General features: G+C 38.7%; 16 protein-coding genes. 6 read left to right on the top strand and 10 right to left on the bottom strand.

Annotation, left to right across the window (positions count from 1 at the left end):
* Positions 1-113: 113 nt before the first annotated feature.
* Both KTI79_RS01135 and KTI79_RS01140 read left to right on the top strand, forming a co-directional pair.
* The gene (locus KTI79_RS01135; protein WP_032053900.1) at positions 114-674 is read left to right on the top strand and encodes a PadR family transcriptional regulator; all 561 of its coding nucleotides are present in this window, start codon (positions 114-116) and stop codon (positions 672-674) included.
* Positions 675-676: 2 nt separating this feature from the next.
* Positions 677-1,594, top strand: coding sequence for an alpha/beta fold hydrolase (locus tag KTI79_RS01140; protein WP_032053901.1), 918 nt, complete (start codon positions 677-679; stop codon positions 1,592-1,594).
* A gap of 45 nt (positions 1,595-1,639) precedes the next feature.
* Here the strand turns inward: KTI79_RS01140 and KTI79_RS01145 are convergent, their stop codons facing one another.
* The 6 genes from KTI79_RS01145 to argC form a co-directional block, all read right to left on the bottom strand.
* Positions 1,640-2,695: a 3-deoxy-7-phosphoheptulonate synthase gene (locus KTI79_RS01145; RefSeq protein WP_032053902.1), complete on the bottom strand. Its 1,056-nt coding sequence runs from the start codon at positions 2,693-2,695 to the stop codon at positions 1,640-1,642.
* Between the two features lie 424 nt (positions 2,696-3,119).
* Positions 3,120-3,482, bottom strand: coding sequence for a YnfA family protein (locus KTI79_RS01150; RefSeq protein ID WP_016140792.1), 363 nt, complete (start codon positions 3,480-3,482; stop codon positions 3,120-3,122).
* Positions 3,483-3,485: 3 nt separating this feature from the next.
* Positions 3,486-5,762: an ATP-dependent Clp protease ATP-binding subunit ClpA gene (gene clpA, locus KTI79_RS01155; protein WP_032053904.1), complete on the bottom strand. Its 2,277-nt coding sequence runs from the start codon at positions 5,760-5,762 to the stop codon at positions 3,486-3,488.
* A 9-nt stretch (positions 5,763-5,771) separates the two neighbouring features.
* Complete coding sequence (clpS, locus tag KTI79_RS01160; RefSeq protein ID WP_002121129.1) at positions 5,772-6,185, bottom strand: ATP-dependent Clp protease adapter ClpS; 414 nt, start codon at positions 6,183-6,185, stop codon at positions 5,772-5,774.
* Positions 6,186-6,194: 9 nt separating this feature from the next.
* Entirely contained in the window at positions 6,195-6,953 is a 759-nt protein-coding gene (locus KTI79_RS01165; protein WP_079284188.1) for a DUF6776 family protein, read from the bottom strand.
* Positions 6,954-7,028: 75 nt separating this feature from the next.
* Complete coding sequence (gene argC, locus KTI79_RS01170; RefSeq protein ID WP_079284189.1) at positions 7,029-8,084, bottom strand: N-acetyl-gamma-glutamyl-phosphate reductase; 1,056 nt, start codon at positions 8,082-8,084, stop codon at positions 7,029-7,031.
* Between the two features lie 184 nt (positions 8,085-8,268).
* Here argC and KTI79_RS01175 point away from each other — a divergent pair, with 184 nt between their 5' ends.
* Positions 8,269-9,792, top strand: a complete 1,524-nt coding sequence (locus KTI79_RS01175) for a hypothetical protein (protein ID WP_032053906.1) — start codon at positions 8,269-8,271, stop codon at positions 9,790-9,792.
* On the opposite strand, the gene KTI79_RS01180 is transcribed toward KTI79_RS01175, so the two are convergent.
* Both KTI79_RS01180 and rpiA read right to left on the bottom strand, forming a co-directional pair.
* Complete coding sequence (locus KTI79_RS01180) at positions 9,789-10,469, bottom strand: SprT family zinc-dependent metalloprotease (RefSeq protein ID WP_032053907.1); 681 nt, start codon at positions 10,467-10,469, stop codon at positions 9,789-9,791. The two genes, KTI79_RS01175 and KTI79_RS01180, sit on opposite strands and share 4 nt — an antisense overlap.
* The gene (gene rpiA, locus KTI79_RS01185; protein ID WP_002046900.1) at positions 10,469-11,140 is read right to left on the bottom strand and encodes a ribose-5-phosphate isomerase RpiA; all 672 of its coding nucleotides are present in this window, start codon (positions 11,138-11,140) and stop codon (positions 10,469-10,471) included. Before rpiA ends, KTI79_RS01180 begins: the two co-directional genes overlap by 1 nt.
* 101 nt (positions 11,141-11,241) lie before the next feature.
* Here rpiA and ilvA point away from each other — a divergent pair, with 101 nt between their 5' ends.
* The 3 genes from ilvA (at position 11,242) to KTI79_RS01200 (ending at position 14,940) form a co-directional block, all read left to right on the top strand.
* Positions 11,242-12,789 (top strand): threonine ammonia-lyase, biosynthetic, encoded by a 1,548-nt coding sequence (ilvA, locus tag KTI79_RS01190; protein WP_171073826.1) that lies wholly within the window; start codon positions 11,242-11,244, stop codon positions 12,787-12,789.
* Between the two features lie 144 nt (positions 12,790-12,933).
* Positions 12,934-13,584 (top strand): potassium channel family protein, encoded by a 651-nt coding sequence (locus tag KTI79_RS01195; protein WP_005069007.1) that lies wholly within the window; start codon positions 12,934-12,936, stop codon positions 13,582-13,584.
* Between the two features lie 18 nt (positions 13,585-13,602).
* A complete protein-coding gene (locus KTI79_RS01200) occupies positions 13,603-14,940 on the top strand; it encodes a TrkH family potassium uptake protein (RefSeq protein WP_086376169.1) in 1,338 nt (445 codons plus the stop codon).
* 38 nt (positions 14,941-14,978) lie between these two features.
* On the opposite strand, the gene KTI79_RS01205 is transcribed toward KTI79_RS01200, so the two are convergent.
* On the bottom strand, positions 14,979-16,130 hold the full coding sequence (locus KTI79_RS01205; RefSeq protein ID WP_032053911.1) for a phospholipase A: 1,152 nt from the start codon (positions 16,128-16,130) through the stop codon (positions 14,979-14,981).
* Between the two features lie 21 nt (positions 16,131-16,151).
* On the bottom strand, positions 16,152-19,091 hold the full coding sequence (locus tag KTI79_RS01210; protein ID WP_032053912.1) for an insulinase family protein: 2,940 nt from the start codon (positions 19,089-19,091) through the stop codon (positions 16,152-16,154).
* Positions 19,092-19,384: the final 293 nt, after the last annotated feature.

A 19,384-nucleotide genomic window follows, 5' to 3' on the forward strand; every position in this document is an offset into this window, starting at 1 on the left:
AAGCTTGCTAATGCAACTTGTTGCATAAATTTATAATCAAATTTTGACTTTTATGCAACATGTTGCATAATCTCATGAGTCACACTTTACTTTTGCTTACAAACTGGATTGCCATGTCACTTCCTCATGTTTTATTGACCAGCTTGCTTGAACGTCCAAGTACAGGGTTTGAACTTGCCCGTCGCTTTGACCGCTCAATGGGCTTTTTCTGGAATGCCACTCACCAGCAAATTTATCGTGAACTCAACAACATGCTTAAAAAGGGCTGGGTTTCTACTTTAGAAAATGAAATGGATAATGGCCGAAAAAAAACATATCAGGTCGAACAACTAGGTCGTATAGAACTGGCTTCATGGATGACGCAACAAAGTGAACCTGCGCAGCTTCGTGATGATTTAATGGTTAGATTGCGTGCAGAAGCACAATTGAGCAATAATCAGATATTACCTGAACTGTTAAGGCATCTTGGTTTACATCAAGAGAAGCTCAAACTTTATCAAAGTATTTATGATAAAGATTTTAAAGACAGTGATGATCTAAATGACCGTGTGTTATACATCCACAAAATGATCTTAGAACTTGGAATTACGATGGAAAGTGAATGGATCAAATGGTTGGAACAAGTCATCCCTCAATTAAAACGCTTTGCCCAAGATAACTCATCTGGAGAATAGCCATGCCGTATTACACCATGCCCGATCGGGAAAATTTATTTGTACGCCGTGTTGGTCGTGGTGAGCCTGTTTTGGTTTTATCTGGCCTTGGCATGCAAAGTTGGCAGTGGCTCCCGTTTATTTATGCAAACCGCAAAGAATATGAATTTATTATTCCAGACTGGCGCGGATTCGGTGGTTCAAAGAATTGTGCAATTCCCGAACAAGATGCAATTTCTAGCCATTGGCAAGATGTTGCTCATTTAATAGAGCAATTAAAACTCGATAACTTTATCTTGATGGGTTATTCAATGGGCGCGACAACTGCCATGCATGGCATGAAACATGCGCAACTGGCACAGCAGTTAAAAGCCTATTTACATATTGATCAGACACCGAAAATATCAGTAGATTCGACTTGGGAATATGGTTTATTCGGTCCTCTTCATACCCAGTTTAACCAATTATTAAATGATATATATCAATTATTAGCAAAGCATAAAAATGCCAAATACCTTTATGAGCTATCACTTCCAGATCGACAAGAACTGGTCCGTCTATGGGTAGATTTTATTGAGTTACAAAGTAGCAATCCCTTTAGTCCGCTAGTTTTTAAAACAGCTTTAAAACAGCCTTTTCTACAAAAATATTTATTACCTATTCAACGTTTGGATTACTTGTTTTGGTATGTCGAAAACTATCTTTATCATAATGAAGATTATCGAGAAGCAATTCAGCAGTTAGCATGTCCTACCACTTTCTTTATTGGTCGCAATTCGACACTTTATCCAGAAACTGGGCAAACGCTGATTGCACATAGTGTTGAGCACGCAAAAGCTATATATTTTGAACGTTCAGGCCATACACCTTTATTAACCGAGCCTAAAAAGTTTGGACATGAAATCAATACATTCCTATCCGAACTCAAACATGCTTCTTAAAAAATAAAGGGATCTTATAGATCCCTTTTTAAAGCCCATAAATAATTAAGCGGAATGAGCTAATTCTTTTGCTTTTAATTGCTCCGAGACACTTAACAAAAGCTGCTCTGTTTTTTCCCATCCTAAACAACCATCAGTTACTGACTGACCATAAGTCATATCACAAGAAATCTTTTGGTTACCATCAATCAAATGACTTTCAATCATGACACCTCGAACTTGTGTTTTTAAACGTTCAGCAACGATTTGCTGTAAAACTTCTGGCTGACGCAACGGATCTTTCCCACTGTTACCATGACTACAATCAATTACCAGTGCAGGTAGATTTTGTTTGTACTTTTCGCGTATCGCCTGAATTGAAGCTAAATCGTAATTTGGCCCATGATTCGCACCACGCAAGATCAAGTGCGGCAATGGGTTTCCAGCACTCTGAATCACTGAAGGCAAGCCTTGTTGGTTCATACCTAAAAATTGATGTTCATTTTGCGCGGATTGAATCGCATCTAGTGCAATCTGAATAGAACCATCAGTACCATTCTTGAACCCAATACTATATGGCATATGACTTGAGATCTCACGGTGAATCTGAGATTCACTGGTACGAGCACCAATTGCACCCCAAGCCAATAAATCATCAAAATAGCCAGTTGCCATTGGGCTTAAAATTTCACTCGCAATTGGCAAACCCTTTTCAATAATTTGTAGGTACAGTTCACGAGACTTTTCTAAACCAAGTTGTAAATTTGATGAACCATCTAAATTTGGATCATACATGAAGCCCTTCCAGCCCACTGTTGTGCGTGGCTTTTCAATGTATGTGCGCATTACGATAAAAATTTGATCTTTAACTTTTTCTTGTAGTTTTTGCAGTTTTTCAGCGTATTCAAGTACTGCAACTGGATCATGAATTGAACAAGGCCCTGTAATTACCATTAGACGATGATCGTTGCCGTTAAGAATATTTTGAATAATTTGGCGGTGTTCGGCAATTTGACGTGCGAAAGTGTGTGCAAGCGGATATTTCGCTTTTAACTGGATAGGTAAACTAACTGGTGTTTCTTTTGTATTGGTTTGAGTCAGTAAAGTATTTAGGGCATTCATTGGTTTTTTCCTTGGGACTGCAATCTACTCAGTCCGATCATTTATTTGAGCGTTTTGGATCTATTCGTTGGTAAAGGTAAGCAAAAGTAAAACCAATAAAAGTTGCTAAAGTACGAATAAGTCATGTTGTTCATTTTAAGTTCCTCGATTCTAAAAAGATAAAGCATAAAAAAACCTGATCGGGGTTGCCGATCAGGTATTAACTGTGATGGGCAACTTTCTCATGCCCGAATACGCTCAGGCAACTATCTAAATTGCCAAAAGTAATAGTAAGCGTTAGTGTTCACAGATAGATTTAACATCTTTATCTCAAATATTAAAAAATGTTCCTTGAATCTAAAATACGCATTGTTGATGAGTTTGACAAGTCTTTTTTTTGAAAAAACTTCTTATTTTCTCGCTTAAGATTTGATTCAATTACCTATTAGCGAATCAACCCTTGAGGCTGCAAAATAATTAAGCTCGCTCCACAAAGTACAATTAGACCACCTAATAGATCCCATCTGGTTAACCCGACCTGATCAACAAAGCGTAGCCACATAAGCGCAGTAAAAATATAGATACCACCATATGCAGCATAAATACGCCCAGAAGCTGCTGGATGTAGGGTCAGCAGCCATACAAAGATAGCTAGACTTAAGGCGGTAGGTATCCACAACCAAGCTGACTTACCTTCTTTTAAAATCAGATAAGGAAAATAACAACCCAGAATTTCAGCAATTGCCGTGATAATAAATAACCCGAACACACTGAGTATTCGGGTTATAGCAAGACTATCAATTAACATAATTTACGCAGGTTCTGCCGTATGATGATCTTCAAACACTTCAAGTTTCAAGCCGACAGCTTTGCCATCTTCTTTTTTCACTGATACAGCCACATTACCACCATGATCTGCAAGCTCACCAAACAGAATCATTTCAGCGAGTGGTTTCTTCAAGTGTTCTTGAATGAGACGTTGCATTGGACGGGCACCCATCAAACGATCATAACCGTTTGTTGCCAACCAATCTCGTGCACTTTGATCAACATCAAGAACAACTTGTTTTTCATCTAATTGTGCTTGCAATTCTGTTAAGAATTTGTCGACTACAGACTCAATCACAGTAGTTGGTAATGCTTTGAATTGAATAACGCCATCTAGACGGTTACGGAATTCTGGTGAGAAAGCACGTTTCATCGCCTCTTGGTTATCAGAACTATGATCTTGTTCCGTGAAACCAATGCTCGCACGTGAAATACTTTCCGCGCCAATATTCGTAGTCAAAACAATAATCACATTTCTAAAGTCTGACTTGCGTCCATTATTATCCGTCAATGCACCATGATCCATGATTTGTAGCAAGAGATTAAACACATCTGGATGTGCTTTCTCTATTTCATCAAGCAACAAGACGCAATGCGGATTTTTATGAATCGCATCAGTGAGCAAACCACCTTGGTCATAACCCACATACCCTGGAGGTGCACCAATTAAACGTGAAACTGCATGACGTTCCATATATTCGGACATATCGAAACGTACAAGCTCTACACCTAACAATTTCGCCAGCTGCTTAGTGACCTCAGTTTTACCCACCCCAGTTGGGCCTGCAAAAACAAAACTACCCACTGGTTTATCTGGCGATTTCAATCCAGCACGAGATAACTTAATTGCGGAACCTAATGCAGTAATTGCTTCATCTTGACCAAACACTACACGTTTCAAATCACGCTCAAGATTTTCAAGTACTGACTTATCATCTTTAGACACAGTTTTTGGCGGAATACGAGCAATCTTAGAAACGATATCTTCGATATTCTCTACCGTAATCAAGCTATCATCACTTTCAGCTTTCAAACGACGTTGAGCACCTGCCTCATCAATGACATCAATTGCTTTATCTGGCAAGAAGCGATCATTAATAAATTTAGCAGAAAGTTCTACAGCTGATACCAAGGCCTTATCGTCATATTGTACATGGTGGAAATCTTCAAACTTAGTTTTTAATCCACGCAAAATATCAATCGTTTCCGAAATACTTGGCTCATTAACATCAATTTTTTGGAAACGACGTGATAACGCATGGTCTTTTTCAAAAACCTGACGATATTCTTGGAAAGTCGTTGAACCAATACAACGTAAAGTACCATTAGCTAAAGCTGGCTTAATGAGATTTGAAGCATCCATCGTGCTGCCCATACTTGAGCCTGCACCAATGATCATATGAATCTCATCAATGAATAAAATCGCATTTGGATTTTTCTTCAATGCATTAAGCAGTTGTTTTAAACGTTTTTCAAAGTCACCACGATATTTCGTTCCAGCAACCAATGCACCAATGTCCAGACTATAGATTTCAGCCTGACTTAAAGGTTTAGGTGCTTTACCATTCACAATTAACCATGCCAGACCTTCAGCAATCGAGGTTTTACCAACGCCCGGGTCGCCTACAAGTAATGGGTTATTTTTGCGACGGCGGCACAGAATTTGTGCTGTACGCTCAATTTCTTTTTCACGACCAATCAGTGGGTCAGTTTTGCCTTTTTGCGCTTCAACATTTAAGTTCAGCGTATAAAGCTCTAATGGCCCTGCATTGCCTGTGCTAGTTTCACCTTCAATATCTTCAACTTCTTCTTCAACTTGAACTTCGTCTTTACGTGTCCCATGAGACAAGTATTGAGTTAATGTCAAGCGATTGATTTGATGACATTTAAGTAAATACACAGCAAAAGAATCACGCTCTGAGTACATTGCAACCAAAACATCCGCACCTTCAACAGTACGATCGCCGCCACTTGATTGCACGTGGAAAATAGCACGTTGCAAAATGCGGTCAAAACTTTCTGTTGGATGTGGAGCTTGCTCGCTATTTTCGCCAAGCTTAGGAGTATGTTGTTCTACATATTCTTCTAATTCTTTACGCAAAGAAACTATATCAGCCCCACATGCTTTGAGTGCATTCACGGCTGAATCGTTGTCGAGTAGTGCTAATAATAAGTGTTCGACTGTAAGAAACTCATGTCTCTTTTGACGAGCCATGCTAACAGCCAAACGTAATGATACTTCTAATTGACGACTGAGCATGTAACCCCCTTATGCTTTAGGCTCAATCTGGCAAAGTAATGGATGACCTTGCGATCGAGCGTAATTATTAACAAGGTTTGCCTTAGTTTCCGCGATGTCTCTTGGATATACTCCGGCAATACCTTTACCTTCATAGTGTACTGTTAGCATTACTTGAGTTGCTTGGTCAAGATTCATTGCAAAGTATTGTTGTAAAATTTCAATTACAAAGTCCATTGGGGTGTAATCGTCATTCATTAATACGACTGCATATAATGGGGGACGCTTGAGTTCTGGAGGGGCTGTTTGTACAACAACCTCTCCGTCATGATCTTCGTTTTGCGAATCACTTAAGCGTGGATGGAAATGCCAATCGACATAGCCAGACTGCTGAAAAGAAGCCTTGATATCTTTTAAGTTTGTTTGACGCTTATTTGTTCGCATAGGATGTTACTATTGTGAATTTGCTTCAGCTTGAGGAATTTCTGCCACGAAAGCAGAAGATGTTTCGACAGGTTTACCACGCTGCCAACTAAAACGTTTAATAACTGGTGTTTCAGAGCCACCCGTTAAACGCACTTCAATAAATTGAGGCGTAAAACCTTTAGGCATTGTCCAGCGACCTGTTAAACGTTCAAAGTCAGTAAAGTTGAAGTTCTTCGCTTCAAGCGGTACGACTAAAACTTCAGTATCTTTGATCAATCTTATTTCAACCGATCCTAAAGCACGACGCTTACTTGGACTTACTTGTACTAAATCTAGCTGATATTCATAAGCATTTTCAGGTAAAGGCTTAATAGCTAAATTTTGAATCGTTAAGCTTAAACCACCGCGCTGTCTCAAAATCTCACGGTAGATATTACTCATACCTTCTTGCTGAGTCTTATCGGCGTTCGCTTGATTAAGTGCTTCAAACAGATCATTTGCATTGGTCACAGCCACATCACGCTCTTGTACTGCCGCGTTTAAGCTTTTGTTAACTGCATCTAAAGCTGTTTTTTGCTTTTGCACTACTTCAACCAATTGCTCCGCATCTGCATCGTAACCAACAACAGTTAAACCTTGACGGTGCCCAATTGTATAGCCGAGCGCAAAACAACCACTCATTAAAATGGCAGCACCAATAAACAAAGGTTTATTGGTGTTTAAAAAATTTTTCTTTTGCAACGAACTTTCTGCCGAAGTCGTCTGTCCAGAGTTTTGCATCGTCATCTCAGTGTTCAAGATCAGAGTCAAGACACACATTTAAATCGAAATTTAAATGTGTGTGAAGCAAAAAAGAGTTTTTTATGGTAATAAACCAATCCCTTGTAAGCCTTCATCTTCACTAAAGCCAAACATAAGGTTCATATTTTGTACAGCCTGACCAGATGCACCTTTTACAAGGTTATCTTGAGCTGCCAAAATAATCAGTTTATTTGGTTGTGGTTTATACAAAGCAATACGAAGCTCATTTGCACCGCGTACACTACGTGTTTCAGGTGAACTATTCGCAGGCATGACATCTACGAATTTTTCATTAGCGTAGAAGTTTTCATATAAAGCTTGTAAGTCTGTCTGCTTACCCGCTTCCGTTAAAGCTACATAAATTGTACTCAACATACCGCGAATCATCGGTACTAAATGCGGAACAAACAAGAGTCCTTCAAACCCACCTTTTTGTCCTGCAATATTTTCTAGTGCTTCTACAATTTCCGGATGATGGCGATGGCCTGCAACGCCATATGCTTTAAAGTTATCTGCATTTTCACTATAAATCATGCCTAAGCTTGCTTTACGGCCAGCACCAGAAACACCAGATTTCGCATCAATAATAATATTTTTAGTTTCAATCAGTGCTTGTGCTGATTTTAACAGTGGCGCTAAACCTAATTGAACAGTCGTCGGATAGCAACCAGGGTTACCAATAACTTGAGCTTGTTTAATTTTTTCACGGTTTAACTCAGTTAGACCATATACAGAATCTTTTAATACATCTGGGCAAACATGCTCCATACCATACCATTTTTCAAACTGTTCAAGATTTTGTAAGCGAAAGTCTGCTGCTAAATCAATAACTTTAGTTCCAGCTGCAATCAACTCTTTGGCATGCTGCATCGCAACGCCGTGTGGAGTTGCAAAAAATACAACATCACATTCTTTTAATGCATCAATGTTTAAATCTGAAAATTGAAGATCAGTATGTCCACGTAAATTAGGGAACATATCTGCAACTGGTTTGCCCGCTTCTGTACGTGAAGTAAGAACTCGAACCTGCGCTTTAGGATGTCGTAATAAAATACGTAATAGTTCAACGCCTGTATAACCCGTTCCACCAACAATTCCGACAGAAATCACGTGCATTACCTCAATTTTTGAATCTATACTTGGGCAGTAGTATGACAGGATGTCCAAGCTTACAAAACCATTTCATGCTTGGTAATTTTAATTTTTTTAATTTTAGCGACAATCAGATAGCACTTACTCGACTGTCATAACCACATAAATATCAGCAAATAAATACCAGATTAATTTTTGGAGAGCTAGGATGCTTCAACAATCAAAAGAAACAAAATTACGCACGTACCTTGGCTTGAGCACATTCATTTTAAGTGTAGCCCTTACTGGTTGCGGAGGTGGAGGTAGTAGTGGAGGCAATTCACCCACTACCCCAACGCCTGTTGACCCTACACCTGAAGCAACAACTGATGTGACCTTAAAAACCCCTGTAGAGATGCGTAATATCCAACTTAAGGTATATGACAACACCAACAACGCTGTTTTAGTGGATACTTCAATTGCAAGTTTAAATAGTTTTAATGTCAAAATTCCTACTGCAAAATTGAATCGTTTATATCGCGTAGAAATTACAACTCAAAGCTCATCTCAAGTGTTTGACCCAATTACTCCACAATACCAAAATTTGTCAGGTATTTATCATGCATTTATTATACCAAACAGTGTAAGTGGCAGAATCCAATTCATTAGCCCAAGTAGTGAAGCGGTTTACCAACGAGCTGTGATACGCTCAGGACAACTTCCTCAAGAAACGGTTGACCCAACCCGTATTGAGCAATTACATGTGGATTTAGCTTCTCAAGATGTCTACAAATCGTTAATGAATGCGTTTAAAGATGGGGACATTCCAAGTTTAAGTCCAGCTAATTCCCTTCTGAATTTAACTTTGTTGCGATACTCAACTACTAAACCTAGTACATATGTAGATAGTTATCTTAGCTTTGGTTACTTACAATATTGGTCAACGATTCATGGTGGAGCAAACACCTACCAAGAACTTGTTAAAAGTTTAGCAACTGATTTAAAAGATGGCTTTTTGGATGGGAAAAAACTTCATGGGGATCAAACATCCTTCACTCCTATTTTCACCTCAGCCCCTGATAATATTGATCCAGCAAAAAACACACTTTTAGATATCGCAGCTAATCAAAAGGTAACACGTGATTATTTTACCACCAATCTAAGAGCAGCCACCTTTAGACTAGCAGATTTGCAAGATCAATCCCATTTAGACCCAATAGGTTATGATCTACTGGACAAGAAACAATATTCGGGGATTATACCTGCTGGTAATACGTCTGAATTTTTCCGTATAGATGGTGCGGGAGATTACCGACGTGCTGTTGGCTTTAGTGGTATTACAGCGACCTGCAATGGCTCAGCTTATCCGTGTAAACAAGGTTTAACTAGTATCAATATTTCTGACCCAAAACTACCAGCTACAGACTATTTAGTGGGTCACTATGAAGACACCTCAACTGGATGTCAGCTTAATTTCCGTGCGAATGGTCAAATCGACATGAGTAAAGGCTCACAAATTTATCGGGTGGCTCTAAGTGCTGATAGTACCGATAATTTATTGCAAACAGATGCTGCCAGCTCAAGTTATTTACTCAATTCAAGTTCAGCCGAACCAAATAACTCGACGCAACAATACAACTTTATCCAATTATCTATTAAAGCAAATAAAATTATCAGCGCCAAAGCAGGTTTAGATAGTCGAAAAGCACCTGATAGCTTACAAACACCTCAACTAGAATGTAGTTTTAGTTAAGCTGAAACATACCACCATGCAGGCAATGGATTTAATTTAAGTTGTCTGCGGTGTTTTTGAAAATATGGATCGTATTTTTCAACTTCTGCCCAAAATGCAGGGCTATGATCAAAATGTTTAGTATGTGCCAACTCATGAATAACCACATAGCGAGCAATTTCATATGACATGAGTACTAGTCCTGCATGTAGCATAATATTATGCTGACTACTACAACTTCCCCACCGAGTTTTCGGGCGGCGAATTGTACACTCCCTATAAGCCAAATGAGTGTGCTCACTTAATTCTTTTAAAAGCTCTGGTAATTCTTGTTTAGCATAGGCAATAACTGCACTTTGTAATGCCAAATATGGCTGTGTATCTTTAATAAATAAAGAATTGTTTTCCCAGTCGAATTGAAAAACACGATGCTGCTTTTGCACAATCACTTGAAATGGCTGTTCTTTATTAAAGAAATAGATTTCGGAAGGAATATCAATGGATGCCGATTGGACATTTTGTTGTTTATTCCACGTCTCGGTTAACCATTGTTCAGATTGCGCTAAAAAATGCTGAATTTGCTTCTTACTACAAAATAAAGGAACCGTAAGACGGATTGAAGCAGGCTCGACACGTAAGCGCAATTTTCTTGCTCTTACGTGTCGAACGATTTTAATCTCTGGCATTTTTGCAGACATTACTGTGCTGTACGCTCTTCAATACCATTATTTGTTGCAACAATTGCAATCGTTGCTGGATTTAAGGCGAAGATACCATTAGTTACCACACCAGGAATATTATTAATTGTTTTTTCCAGCTCAATAGCATTTAAGATATTAAGATTGAAAACATCCAAAATCACATTACCGTTATCTGTAACTACACCTTCACGATAAACTGGGTCACCACCTAAGCTTACCAATTTACGAGCTACAGCCGAACGCGCCATTGGAATAACTTCTACAGGAAGTGGAAAATCACGTCCAAGTTGATCAACCCATTTTGAATCATCAACAATACACACAAATTTCTTAGCAATTGATGCAACGATTTTTTCACGTGTTAATGCAGCACCACCACCTTTAATCATATGCATATGGCGGTCAATCTCATCTGCACCATCCACATAGGCATCTAGGCTACCTACATGGTTCATATCAACCACTTCAATACCAAGTTTTTTAAGGCGATCAGCAGTTGCTTGAGAACTTGCCACAGCCGCTTCTAATTGTAATTCTGGGAGTAAATCTATTAGAAAGTTTACGGTACTTCCAGTCCCAACACCCAAAATGCCACCTTTGGGTAAGTGTTTTAAAGCAGCTTTCGCAGCAGCTTGTTTCTTTTCATCTTGGGTTGCATATAGGCTCATTACATCACTCAACTATTTTTTGACATTTATGCGCCAATAAACGGCGCAAATGCACAAGGGTTTGCTACAATAATTTCCTATTTTAAACTGTTATAGGGAAGATGAACATGCTGTCTCGTGTGGTACGACAAATTTTACAAGCAACGGTTTATGATGTTGCAATTGAAACACCTCTCGAAGCAGCTCCACGAATTAGTCAAAAATTAAACAATACAATTCGTTTTAAGCGTGAAGATTTACAACCCGTTTTTTCTTTTAAATTACGCGGTGCCTATAACCGTATTAGTCAATTACCTAAAGAACAACTTGAACGCGGAGTAATTTGTGCCTCTGCGGGTAACCATGCTCAAGGCGTCGCATTGTCGGGTCAAAGACTAGGAATTCCCGCTATTATTGTTATGCCAAGCACAACACCTGACATTAAAGTTCAGGCAGTTAAACGCTTAGGCGGCCAAGTCGTATTACATGGCGATAGCTTTGATATCGCAAATAAATATGCTCAACAACGTGCAGAAGTTGAAGGTCTTGTATTTATTCCGCCTTATGACGATGAACTTGTCATTGCAGGTCAAGGCACAATTGCCAATGAAATTTTACGTCAATGGCGTGATGTAGAATACGTGTTTGTTGCCGTAGGCGGTGGTGGTCTTATTTCAGGCGTAGCAGCTTACCTTGGAGAAGTTGCACCGCACGTAAAAGTTATTGGCGTTGAATATGAAGAGTCTGCTTGTTTAAAAGCAGCTTTAGAAGCAAATGAACGTGTAATTTTGCCACACGTGGGCTTATTTGCAGATGGTACAGCTGTTGCCCAAATTGGTGCTTTACCATTTGATATTATTCGTTTGCGCAAATCTGATAACTCAGGCCCGATTGTTGATCCTGATATTGTGACTGTGAATACAGATGAAATCTGTGCAGCAATTAAAGACACATTTGATGAAAACCGCAGCATTGTTGAACCTTCTGGAGCAATGGCTTTAGCGGGTATCAAAAAATATATTCACGAACATAAAATCAGTAATAAAAATATGGTGTCGATTGTTTGCGGCGCCAATATGAATTTTGACCGCCTACGTTATATTGCTGAACGTACTGAGTTAGGTGAGCAACGCGAAGCGATTTATGCGGTTACCCTATCTGAAGAAAAAGGTGCATTCTTAGGCTTCTGCCGTGCTTTACAAGGCCGCAATATTACTGAGTTTAACTACCGAGCAAACAATACAGAGGAAGCACAAGTATTCGTCGGTATTAGTTTGAAAGGTGGAGATGCAGAGCGCCATGAAATTTTGGAACAATTAAAACAGCAAAATTATGTAGTTGATGATCTCTCTGACGATGAGGTTGCCAAATTACATATTCGTTATTTAATTGGTGGTCACGCAAATCTAGATGATGAAAGATTGTTCCGTGTTGAATTCCCTGAACGTCCGGGTGCGCTCTTAACCTTCTTAACTCGTTTAGGTCCAACCCACAACATTACCCTCTTCCATTATCGTAACCATGGTGCAGCAGAAGGACGTGTTTTAGTTGGCTTACAAGCAACCGATGCGAAACAAAACCCTGATGGATTGATTGAAACGCTTGAGCAGATTAATTATCCGTATGCAGAAATTACTGATAACGTCGGCTATAAACGCTTCTTAAAATAATCTTTAATTTTGATGAAGAAGCCGACAAAGTTGTCGGCTTTTTTATACAATCTTTTTATATTTCTACCATCTTTACATTGCATCTCTTTATCTTAAAGAAAATATCCTTAAAAATAATGATCTAACTCGGAAAAAAGGACCAACATGGCACAGTTCGCAGTCATTGGCTTAGGTAGTTTTGGAGCAACGGTAGCTCAAGAACTCACAAAATTAAATCATGATGTTATTGGCATTGATACGGTAAAAAAGAATGTCGAAAATCTTGCTGACGTTTTAACTCATGCCGTCATTGCCGATGCGACTGACGAACACGTACTTGATGAATTAAACATTCAGAACTGTGATGCGGTCGTTGTTGCAATTGGTGAAGATATTGAAGCCAGTATTTTATGTGTGCTGAACTTAAAAAATCTCGGCATTGATAAAATTTGGGTAAAAGCAAAAACCAAAGCTCATCACACCATTTTGTCACACCTTAATATCAATAAGATTATTCATCCTGAAGAAGATATGGGGGTAAGAGTTGCTCAAGCTCTGAATTACCCAATGGTAAGTCGGTATATGTCTTTAGAAGATGACCATTACATTATAAAAATTGAAATCCCAGATAAGCTTAACGGCATCAATTTATATGGCATTATGCAGCAAGCGCCTCAGGTTAAAACATTGCTCGTGAAAAGACAGCAGCAAATTTTGTTTGAGACTGAAGAAAATTTCACTTTGCAAACACATGATATTCTTATTTTAGAAGGTCATTTATCGCAGTTAAAGAAACTTTCTAATTGCTTCTTATAAGAAAACGAAAACTAGAATATGTCTATATATCCCAAGCCTCATAAAACGTTAAATTTAAGCCCTCCTTCACTTTTAGCGCTAGGGTTTTTAGGCTTTATTGCCTTTGGCACTTTATTGCTTAAATTGCCATTTGCAAATACAGGCAATGTCAGTTGGATGGATGCGCTTTTTACAGCCACCTCAGCAGTTACCATTACTGGTCTATCTGTTTTAAATATTCATGAGTCTTTTACCCTCTTTGGGCAAACTATTATTTTATTACTGATCCAATCTGGCGGTTTGGGTTTTATGACTTTTGCGATATTGGCCGCATTAAGTTTGTCACCAAAAGTTGGTCTTAAACAGCAAATGATGGCTCAAGATAGTCTCGGGCAAACAAGCCTATCAAAAGTCACCTTTGTTGCTAAAGGAGTTGTCACTTACACCCTTATTTTTGAACTGATTGGTACAGTTATTCTTACTACCGCTTTTACACCAACCTATGGGTTTGCACACGGTTTATATTATGCAGCTTTTTACAGTATTTCCTCATTTAACAATGCTGGTTTTTCATTATTTTCTAACAGTTTAATGAACTTTCAGAGTAACTATATTATTTGTATAACCATTAGCATCCTTTACACTTTAGGTGGTCTTGGTTTTTTAGTGCTCATGGATATTAAGCAAAACAAAAGATGGAAAAAACTAACGCCAAATAGCAAGCTTATTCTTACCACTATTGCAATTATCAACCTCGTTGCCTTTATTTTAATATGGGCTTTAGAAGCTCAAAATCCCGCGACTTTAGGGATGTTAAACTCAGGTGAACAAGCATTAAACGCTTGGTTTCAGGCAACAGTTCCACGATCTTCAGGCTTTAATACCATTGATACAGGTGCAATGACCAACAGTAGCTCACTACTGATGATGTTACTGATGTTTATTGGTGGTGGTTCACTGAGTACAGCGGGTGGAATCAAGGTTGGAACCTTTGTCATTTTAGTGCTGAGTGTAATTTCATTTTTACGCCGTACAGATGAAATTAGAATATTTAACCACTCCGTATCTCACGAAACCACTTATAAAGCATTAGCGGTAACCGCTATTACGAGCATACTGATTTTCATGGGCTTCTTTATTCTTTTGCTTTTAGAGCCTAAAGCAGATTTTATGAATTTGCTTTTTGAGGTTGTTTCAGCAGCATGTACAGTGGGCCTCTCTCGTGGAATCACACCAGATTTACATAATGGCAGTTTATTCATTTTAAGCCTACTCATGTTTGCTGGACGACTTGGACCTTTAACACTCGCCTATTTAATTGCTACTCCTAAAAAGAGTCGACTCAAACACCCTCAAGCCAACATCCAAATTGGATAATAAAAAAGCCGCTTTAAAAGCGGCTTTTTTATAGAGTCTTAGTACCAATTCAAGAGCGACACACCCAAACCGGCATACGTCGCTCGATGGTTATAATCAATCAAGCTTTCACCATAACCATTAAACAACTGGAAATGTCCACGTAACTTACCACTGATTGGAAAAGCCCAATCAAATTGCACAGCGCCATGAGAGTCATCACCACCTTTCAATGAATGACGCAGCATTAAAGAGAAGTCATTCTGCTTCCACTTATAAAACGCTGTTAAATCACCACGACCAATGTAATCTTCCATATCCGGATTATTATCATCTTTACTATCTTCTTCAAGACGAATCCATGGACGAAGCATTAAAGCAAAGTTACCGCGCTCCAACCCAACATTAAAAATTACACGGTTCCAGCTACGAGATAATGGATCTGAACGACCATTTGACTGATGGTTTAAGGTAACTCCAAGCAAACGCCCATCTAAACCAAGCAACTCGTAGTTCGTTCTAAACATTAAACTTGCTTCTGGCTCATAGTTCGTTTCACGAAATGGGCGAGATTCTTCAGCATTGAACGTCTGCCAGCGTGAAGATTGTGTATACCCTACCCACAAATCGCCATTATTTCCAAAAATATTTTCCCAAGCTTTGGTTTTCAAAGAAATCTGAAATTTACTTTCTGTTGATTTCAGATTCTGAGCATCCGTTACAGTATTATTTGGATTTGGACTACTTGGGAATTCATTCTTATCACTGGTCCAAAATACAGGTAGTAAATAGACTGGCTGATAAGCACGAATATTCCAAACACCTAGTTTACTTTTTTCAGATAACTCCCAACGTTGATCTAATAAAGAAGTACTAGGTTCAAGTGTAGGCGCTTTACCAATCACTTTGATATTACTAACTGTATCTACTACCTTCTCTTTAAAGGTTTCTGGTTGAACAGCAGGCTGATCAATTTTTTTAACAGGTTCAGGTACTACCGCGGCTTGTACAACAGGTAGAGCTGCTGGTTTAAATACAGAGTCGTAACAAGCCAGACGATCGGCATTCGAAGCAAGAGCAACACATGCATCAACTGTGGCAGGGTTTGCTGGAGCTAAGGTATCAGCATATGTTATAGACGCACATAAACAGCTAAGCACGATTCCCATGCTTAGCTGTAAAGATGTGCGTTCAAATTGTTTGAACGCCATGTTCAATCTCCAATTTTTATTTTAATTAACTTGTTGAATGGTGAAACCTAATTGCTGCAATTCATAACGTTTAGCAAATGGCGCAACTACAGCTTTTACAGGAGTTTGCTCAACTAAATATTGACGAGCAACACGTTTTAAATCATCCAATGTTACATGCAACAATCTTTCACGCAAAGTACGGCGGAAAGCTGGTGTTCTCGCATGCAACAATGCATAACATGCTGTAATCGCTTCACCTGCTGGAGAGCCTGGTTTATCCATACTTGCCACTAAACCAAGAATTGCTTCTTCAAGCTGATGAGGTTGTTGCTCTGTATTTAATAACCATTGCACGCTTGCTTCAAAGTCTTTAAACGTCTCTGCTAAACGTGGGTCACGGTAGCTAAAGAAACGGAATGAACAAGCATTTCCATCATAACTAGCACCGCCGCCATAAGCACCACCTTTTTCACGGATAGCACTGTGCAAGAATCCGTTACGTAAATAAGCTGCCAATACCATTAATGGAGCCGCATCTGGATGTGATACTTCTACGGCTTGATATGCAGACGCACAGAATTGAACATTGGCCTGAATTAACCACGCTTCATGATTATTATCATTGGCTTGTTCTACGTGAGTTAACTCAGTTGTAGCTGTATCAACATTCAATTTATCCCAAACATTCTGGATTTCTTCAACCAAACGTTCAGATTGATGTTCTTCACAGACAAGTAAGAACTGTTTAGGTGCTTGCAACAACTTACTATGAATACGTTTTAATTCTGCAATTAACTCATTATAAGCAGCATCATCTTGGGTAATTTTAGTAACAAGCTCACCCAACCAGTTCAAAGCACCTAAACCTGTGTTTTGATAGTCGCGTTGAGCCAAGGCACTCATGTTACGAGAAGCAATCTGCATCGCATAGCTATGACCAGCACCTGACAAACGAGACTGCCAGCGTGTCTTACGTTGTTGTAACAACTCGATAATTCGCTCTTTTTCATCAAATCGAAGCTGTTCAAATGCTAATTTTAATAAATGAATTGCATCAAATTTCTGAGTCAAAGATTTAGTCGTTAACGTTAACCAAGCACTAATTTTATCTTTATCGTCAACTTTACTACGTAATGAAGCGCCCATTCCCAAACCACCACTTACAGCTGTTTGTAAGTTTTGTAGTTCAAGATAGTCATACTCACCAGCACCTACTTCACCCATCAAAATAGAAAGCAAATTGAAGTAAGGTGACTTCACAATATCTTCAGGGATCTGGATAAGTACTTGTTGATAGTAAATGCCGTTAGTACCCGCATGGTACAAGTTCAACGGCGTATCCATACGATTACAAATAATTTCGCGTAACTGACCTTGCACAATATGCAAGTCAGCAGGTACATCTTCCAAACCTACTTTTGGCAATAACTCAAGATTATCAGGCGTATCCTGACGTTCCTCTAAAGCCTTAGTCTTAGCAATGATTTCAGCCTTATCAGCATCTGTTAGCTTTTCACCAATAGCCGCTAAACGAGCTTTTTCCGCTTCCTGCTCTTTTACAGACTTGGTCGGGTCTGGAACTAAAGTCATTTGTACGCGATGAGGGTTGTCGAGCAAATGTGTTTGAATCAGATTTGATAACCACATTGGGTCTTTCAACTCTTCTTTAACCTGTGCAATTGCGCTGTCGACATCCCAAATTTGGATTGGGTCACTATGGTGAATCGCACCACTTAAACCATTTAAAATTAGACTTAAACCATATGGTGTACCATCACCATTAATTTCACGTTGATGCAACTCGATTTGATGCAAAATTGCATCGACTAAATTACTATCAATTGGTTTAGCAGCAACATCACGCAAAATATTTAAAACGCCCTCTCTAAAGCTTTGTGCATGTTCAGGATTTGAACCTTGAACGCCACAGTAGAAAGTCATTTCAAAATTACTATCGTCTACACCCATTAATGGGCCTGTTGATTGAGCATAACCACAAGTTTCTAAATAATGACGGAGTGGTGAAGCTGAATTTTCTAATAAAATTCCTTCAACCAAACGCATTCCCAAACGCAATTTCACATCATTTGCTTCTGGTAATAACCAAGATAAAACATGATAAGTTTTATCTTTTAAATCATCACTATCAACACCATAGTTTTCTGTTACTTCAATTGGTGCAGCTAAACGTTTTTCAGGCTTAGAATATAAAGTTGTTCCTGCCGAAAACTTATGTAGAGCTAGTTTTTCAAATTGCTCTTGTAGTTCATATGCTGTCTGATTACCAAAGGTCATGAATACAGCATTACTTGGATGGTAATGTACTTTATAAAAATCGACTAACTGCTCATACGTTAAATCAGGAATATCTTTCGGGTCACCGCCTGAGTTGTAATGGTAAGTCGTTTCAGGAAATAAATGATGGGCCAACTGATGATAAAGTTGGTCAGACGGCGCACTCATCGCACCTTTCATTTCATTAAAAACAACACCTTTATAAACTGGTTGACCATTTTCCAGTTCAATACGAATACCTTCTTGAGCAAAATCAAGTGGATTCAAATTGGCAGCAAATGCCGCATCAAGATAAACAGAAAGTAAGTTTTGGAAATCTTTTTTGTTTTGAGTAGCAAATGGATATGCAGTCCAATCTGCTGCTGTAAATGCGTTCATAAAAGTATTTAAAGAACGACGAATCATTAAAAAGAACGGATCACGTACCGGAAACTTTTCAGAGCCACACAAAGCCGTATGTTCTAAAATATGTGCCGTGCCTTTAGAGTCCATAGGCTGTGTTCTAAAAGCAACAAGAAATACATTTTCATCATAATCAGTTGCCAAGTGATAATGCACCGCACCTGTGACTTTATGCTTATATTCAGACACTAAAATATCTAATGCTTCTACATGGTGCTGACGTAGCAACTGAAACGCAGGGTGAACAGTTTGAGAAATGGTTTCAGTGACATCTACAGTCATGTGATCTCCTAACATATCGGATAAGTGAATAAGTCTCATTATAGCCTGAGTCAGCTTGAGATTGGCGAACAAAAGCCAAGTAAAATACTATGTTTTTGTTGAGTATTAGTTTTCATCGGCATAGCTTTGATATCAAGCACATAGCCATGAATGTTTTATCCTACCAGAACAAAAGCTTTTAATTCTATGTATATGATAGATATTGAATAAAAAAGCTTATCAATTTTATCTCAATGATCTATCTTCGTATCTAAAGATATTCACACAATAATATTTTTCCACTAATTTTTGAT

This window comes from Acinetobacter sp. WU_MDCI_Abxd143 (genome assembly GCF_025514195.1).
Classification (GTDB): Bacteria; Pseudomonadota; Gammaproteobacteria; order Pseudomonadales; family Moraxellaceae; genus Acinetobacter; species Acinetobacter pittii_H.

What these genes read in the sequence shown, in the direction of transcription:
- KTI79_RS01135 (WP_032053900.1), top strand. Translation starts at nt 114, where the DNA reads ATGTCACTTCCTCATGTTTTATTGACCAGCTTGCTTGAACGTCCAAGT.
- KTI79_RS01140 (WP_032053901.1), top strand. Translation starts at nt 677, where the DNA reads ATGCCGTATTACACCATGCCCGATCGGGAAAATTTATTTGTACGCCGT.
- KTI79_RS01145 (WP_032053902.1), bottom strand. Translation starts at nt 2,695, where the DNA reads ATGAATGCCCTAAATACTTTACTGACTCAAACCAATACAAAAGAAACA.
- KTI79_RS01150 (WP_016140792.1), bottom strand. Translation starts at nt 3,482, where the DNA reads ATGTTAATTGATAGTCTTGCTATAACCCGAATACTCAGTGTGTTCGGG.
- clpA (WP_032053904.1), bottom strand. Translation starts at nt 5,762, where the DNA reads ATGCTCAGTCGTCAATTAGAAGTATCATTACGTTTGGCTGTTAGCATG.
- clpS (WP_002121129.1), bottom strand. Translation starts at nt 6,185, where the DNA reads ATGCGAACAAATAAGCGTCAAACAAACTTAAAAGATATCAAGGCTTCT.
- KTI79_RS01165 (WP_079284188.1), bottom strand. Translation starts at nt 6,953, where the DNA reads ATGACGATGCAAAACTCTGGACAGACGACTTCGGCAGAAAGTTCGTTG.
- argC (WP_079284189.1), bottom strand. Translation starts at nt 8,084, where the DNA reads ATGCACGTGATTTCTGTCGGAATTGTTGGTGGAACGGGTTATACAGGC.
- KTI79_RS01175 (WP_032053906.1), top strand. Translation starts at nt 8,269, where the DNA reads ATGCTTCAACAATCAAAAGAAACAAAATTACGCACGTACCTTGGCTTG.
- KTI79_RS01180 (WP_032053907.1), bottom strand. Translation starts at nt 10,469, where the DNA reads ATGTCTGCAAAAATGCCAGAGATTAAAATCGTTCGACACGTAAGAGCA.
- rpiA (WP_002046900.1), bottom strand. Translation starts at nt 11,140, where the DNA reads ATGAGCCTATATGCAACCCAAGATGAAAAGAAACAAGCTGCTGCGAAA.
- ilvA (WP_171073826.1), top strand. Translation starts at nt 11,242, where the DNA reads ATGAACATGCTGTCTCGTGTGGTACGACAAATTTTACAAGCAACGGTT.
- KTI79_RS01195 (WP_005069007.1), top strand. Translation starts at nt 12,934, where the DNA reads ATGGCACAGTTCGCAGTCATTGGCTTAGGTAGTTTTGGAGCAACGGTA.
- KTI79_RS01200 (WP_086376169.1), top strand. Translation starts at nt 13,603, where the DNA reads ATGTCTATATATCCCAAGCCTCATAAAACGTTAAATTTAAGCCCTCCT.
- KTI79_RS01205 (WP_032053911.1), bottom strand. Translation starts at nt 16,130, where the DNA reads ATGGCGTTCAAACAATTTGAACGCACATCTTTACAGCTAAGCATGGGA.
- KTI79_RS01210 (WP_032053912.1), bottom strand. Translation starts at nt 19,091, where the DNA reads ATGACTGTAGATGTCACTGAAACCATTTCTCAAACTGTTCACCCTGCG.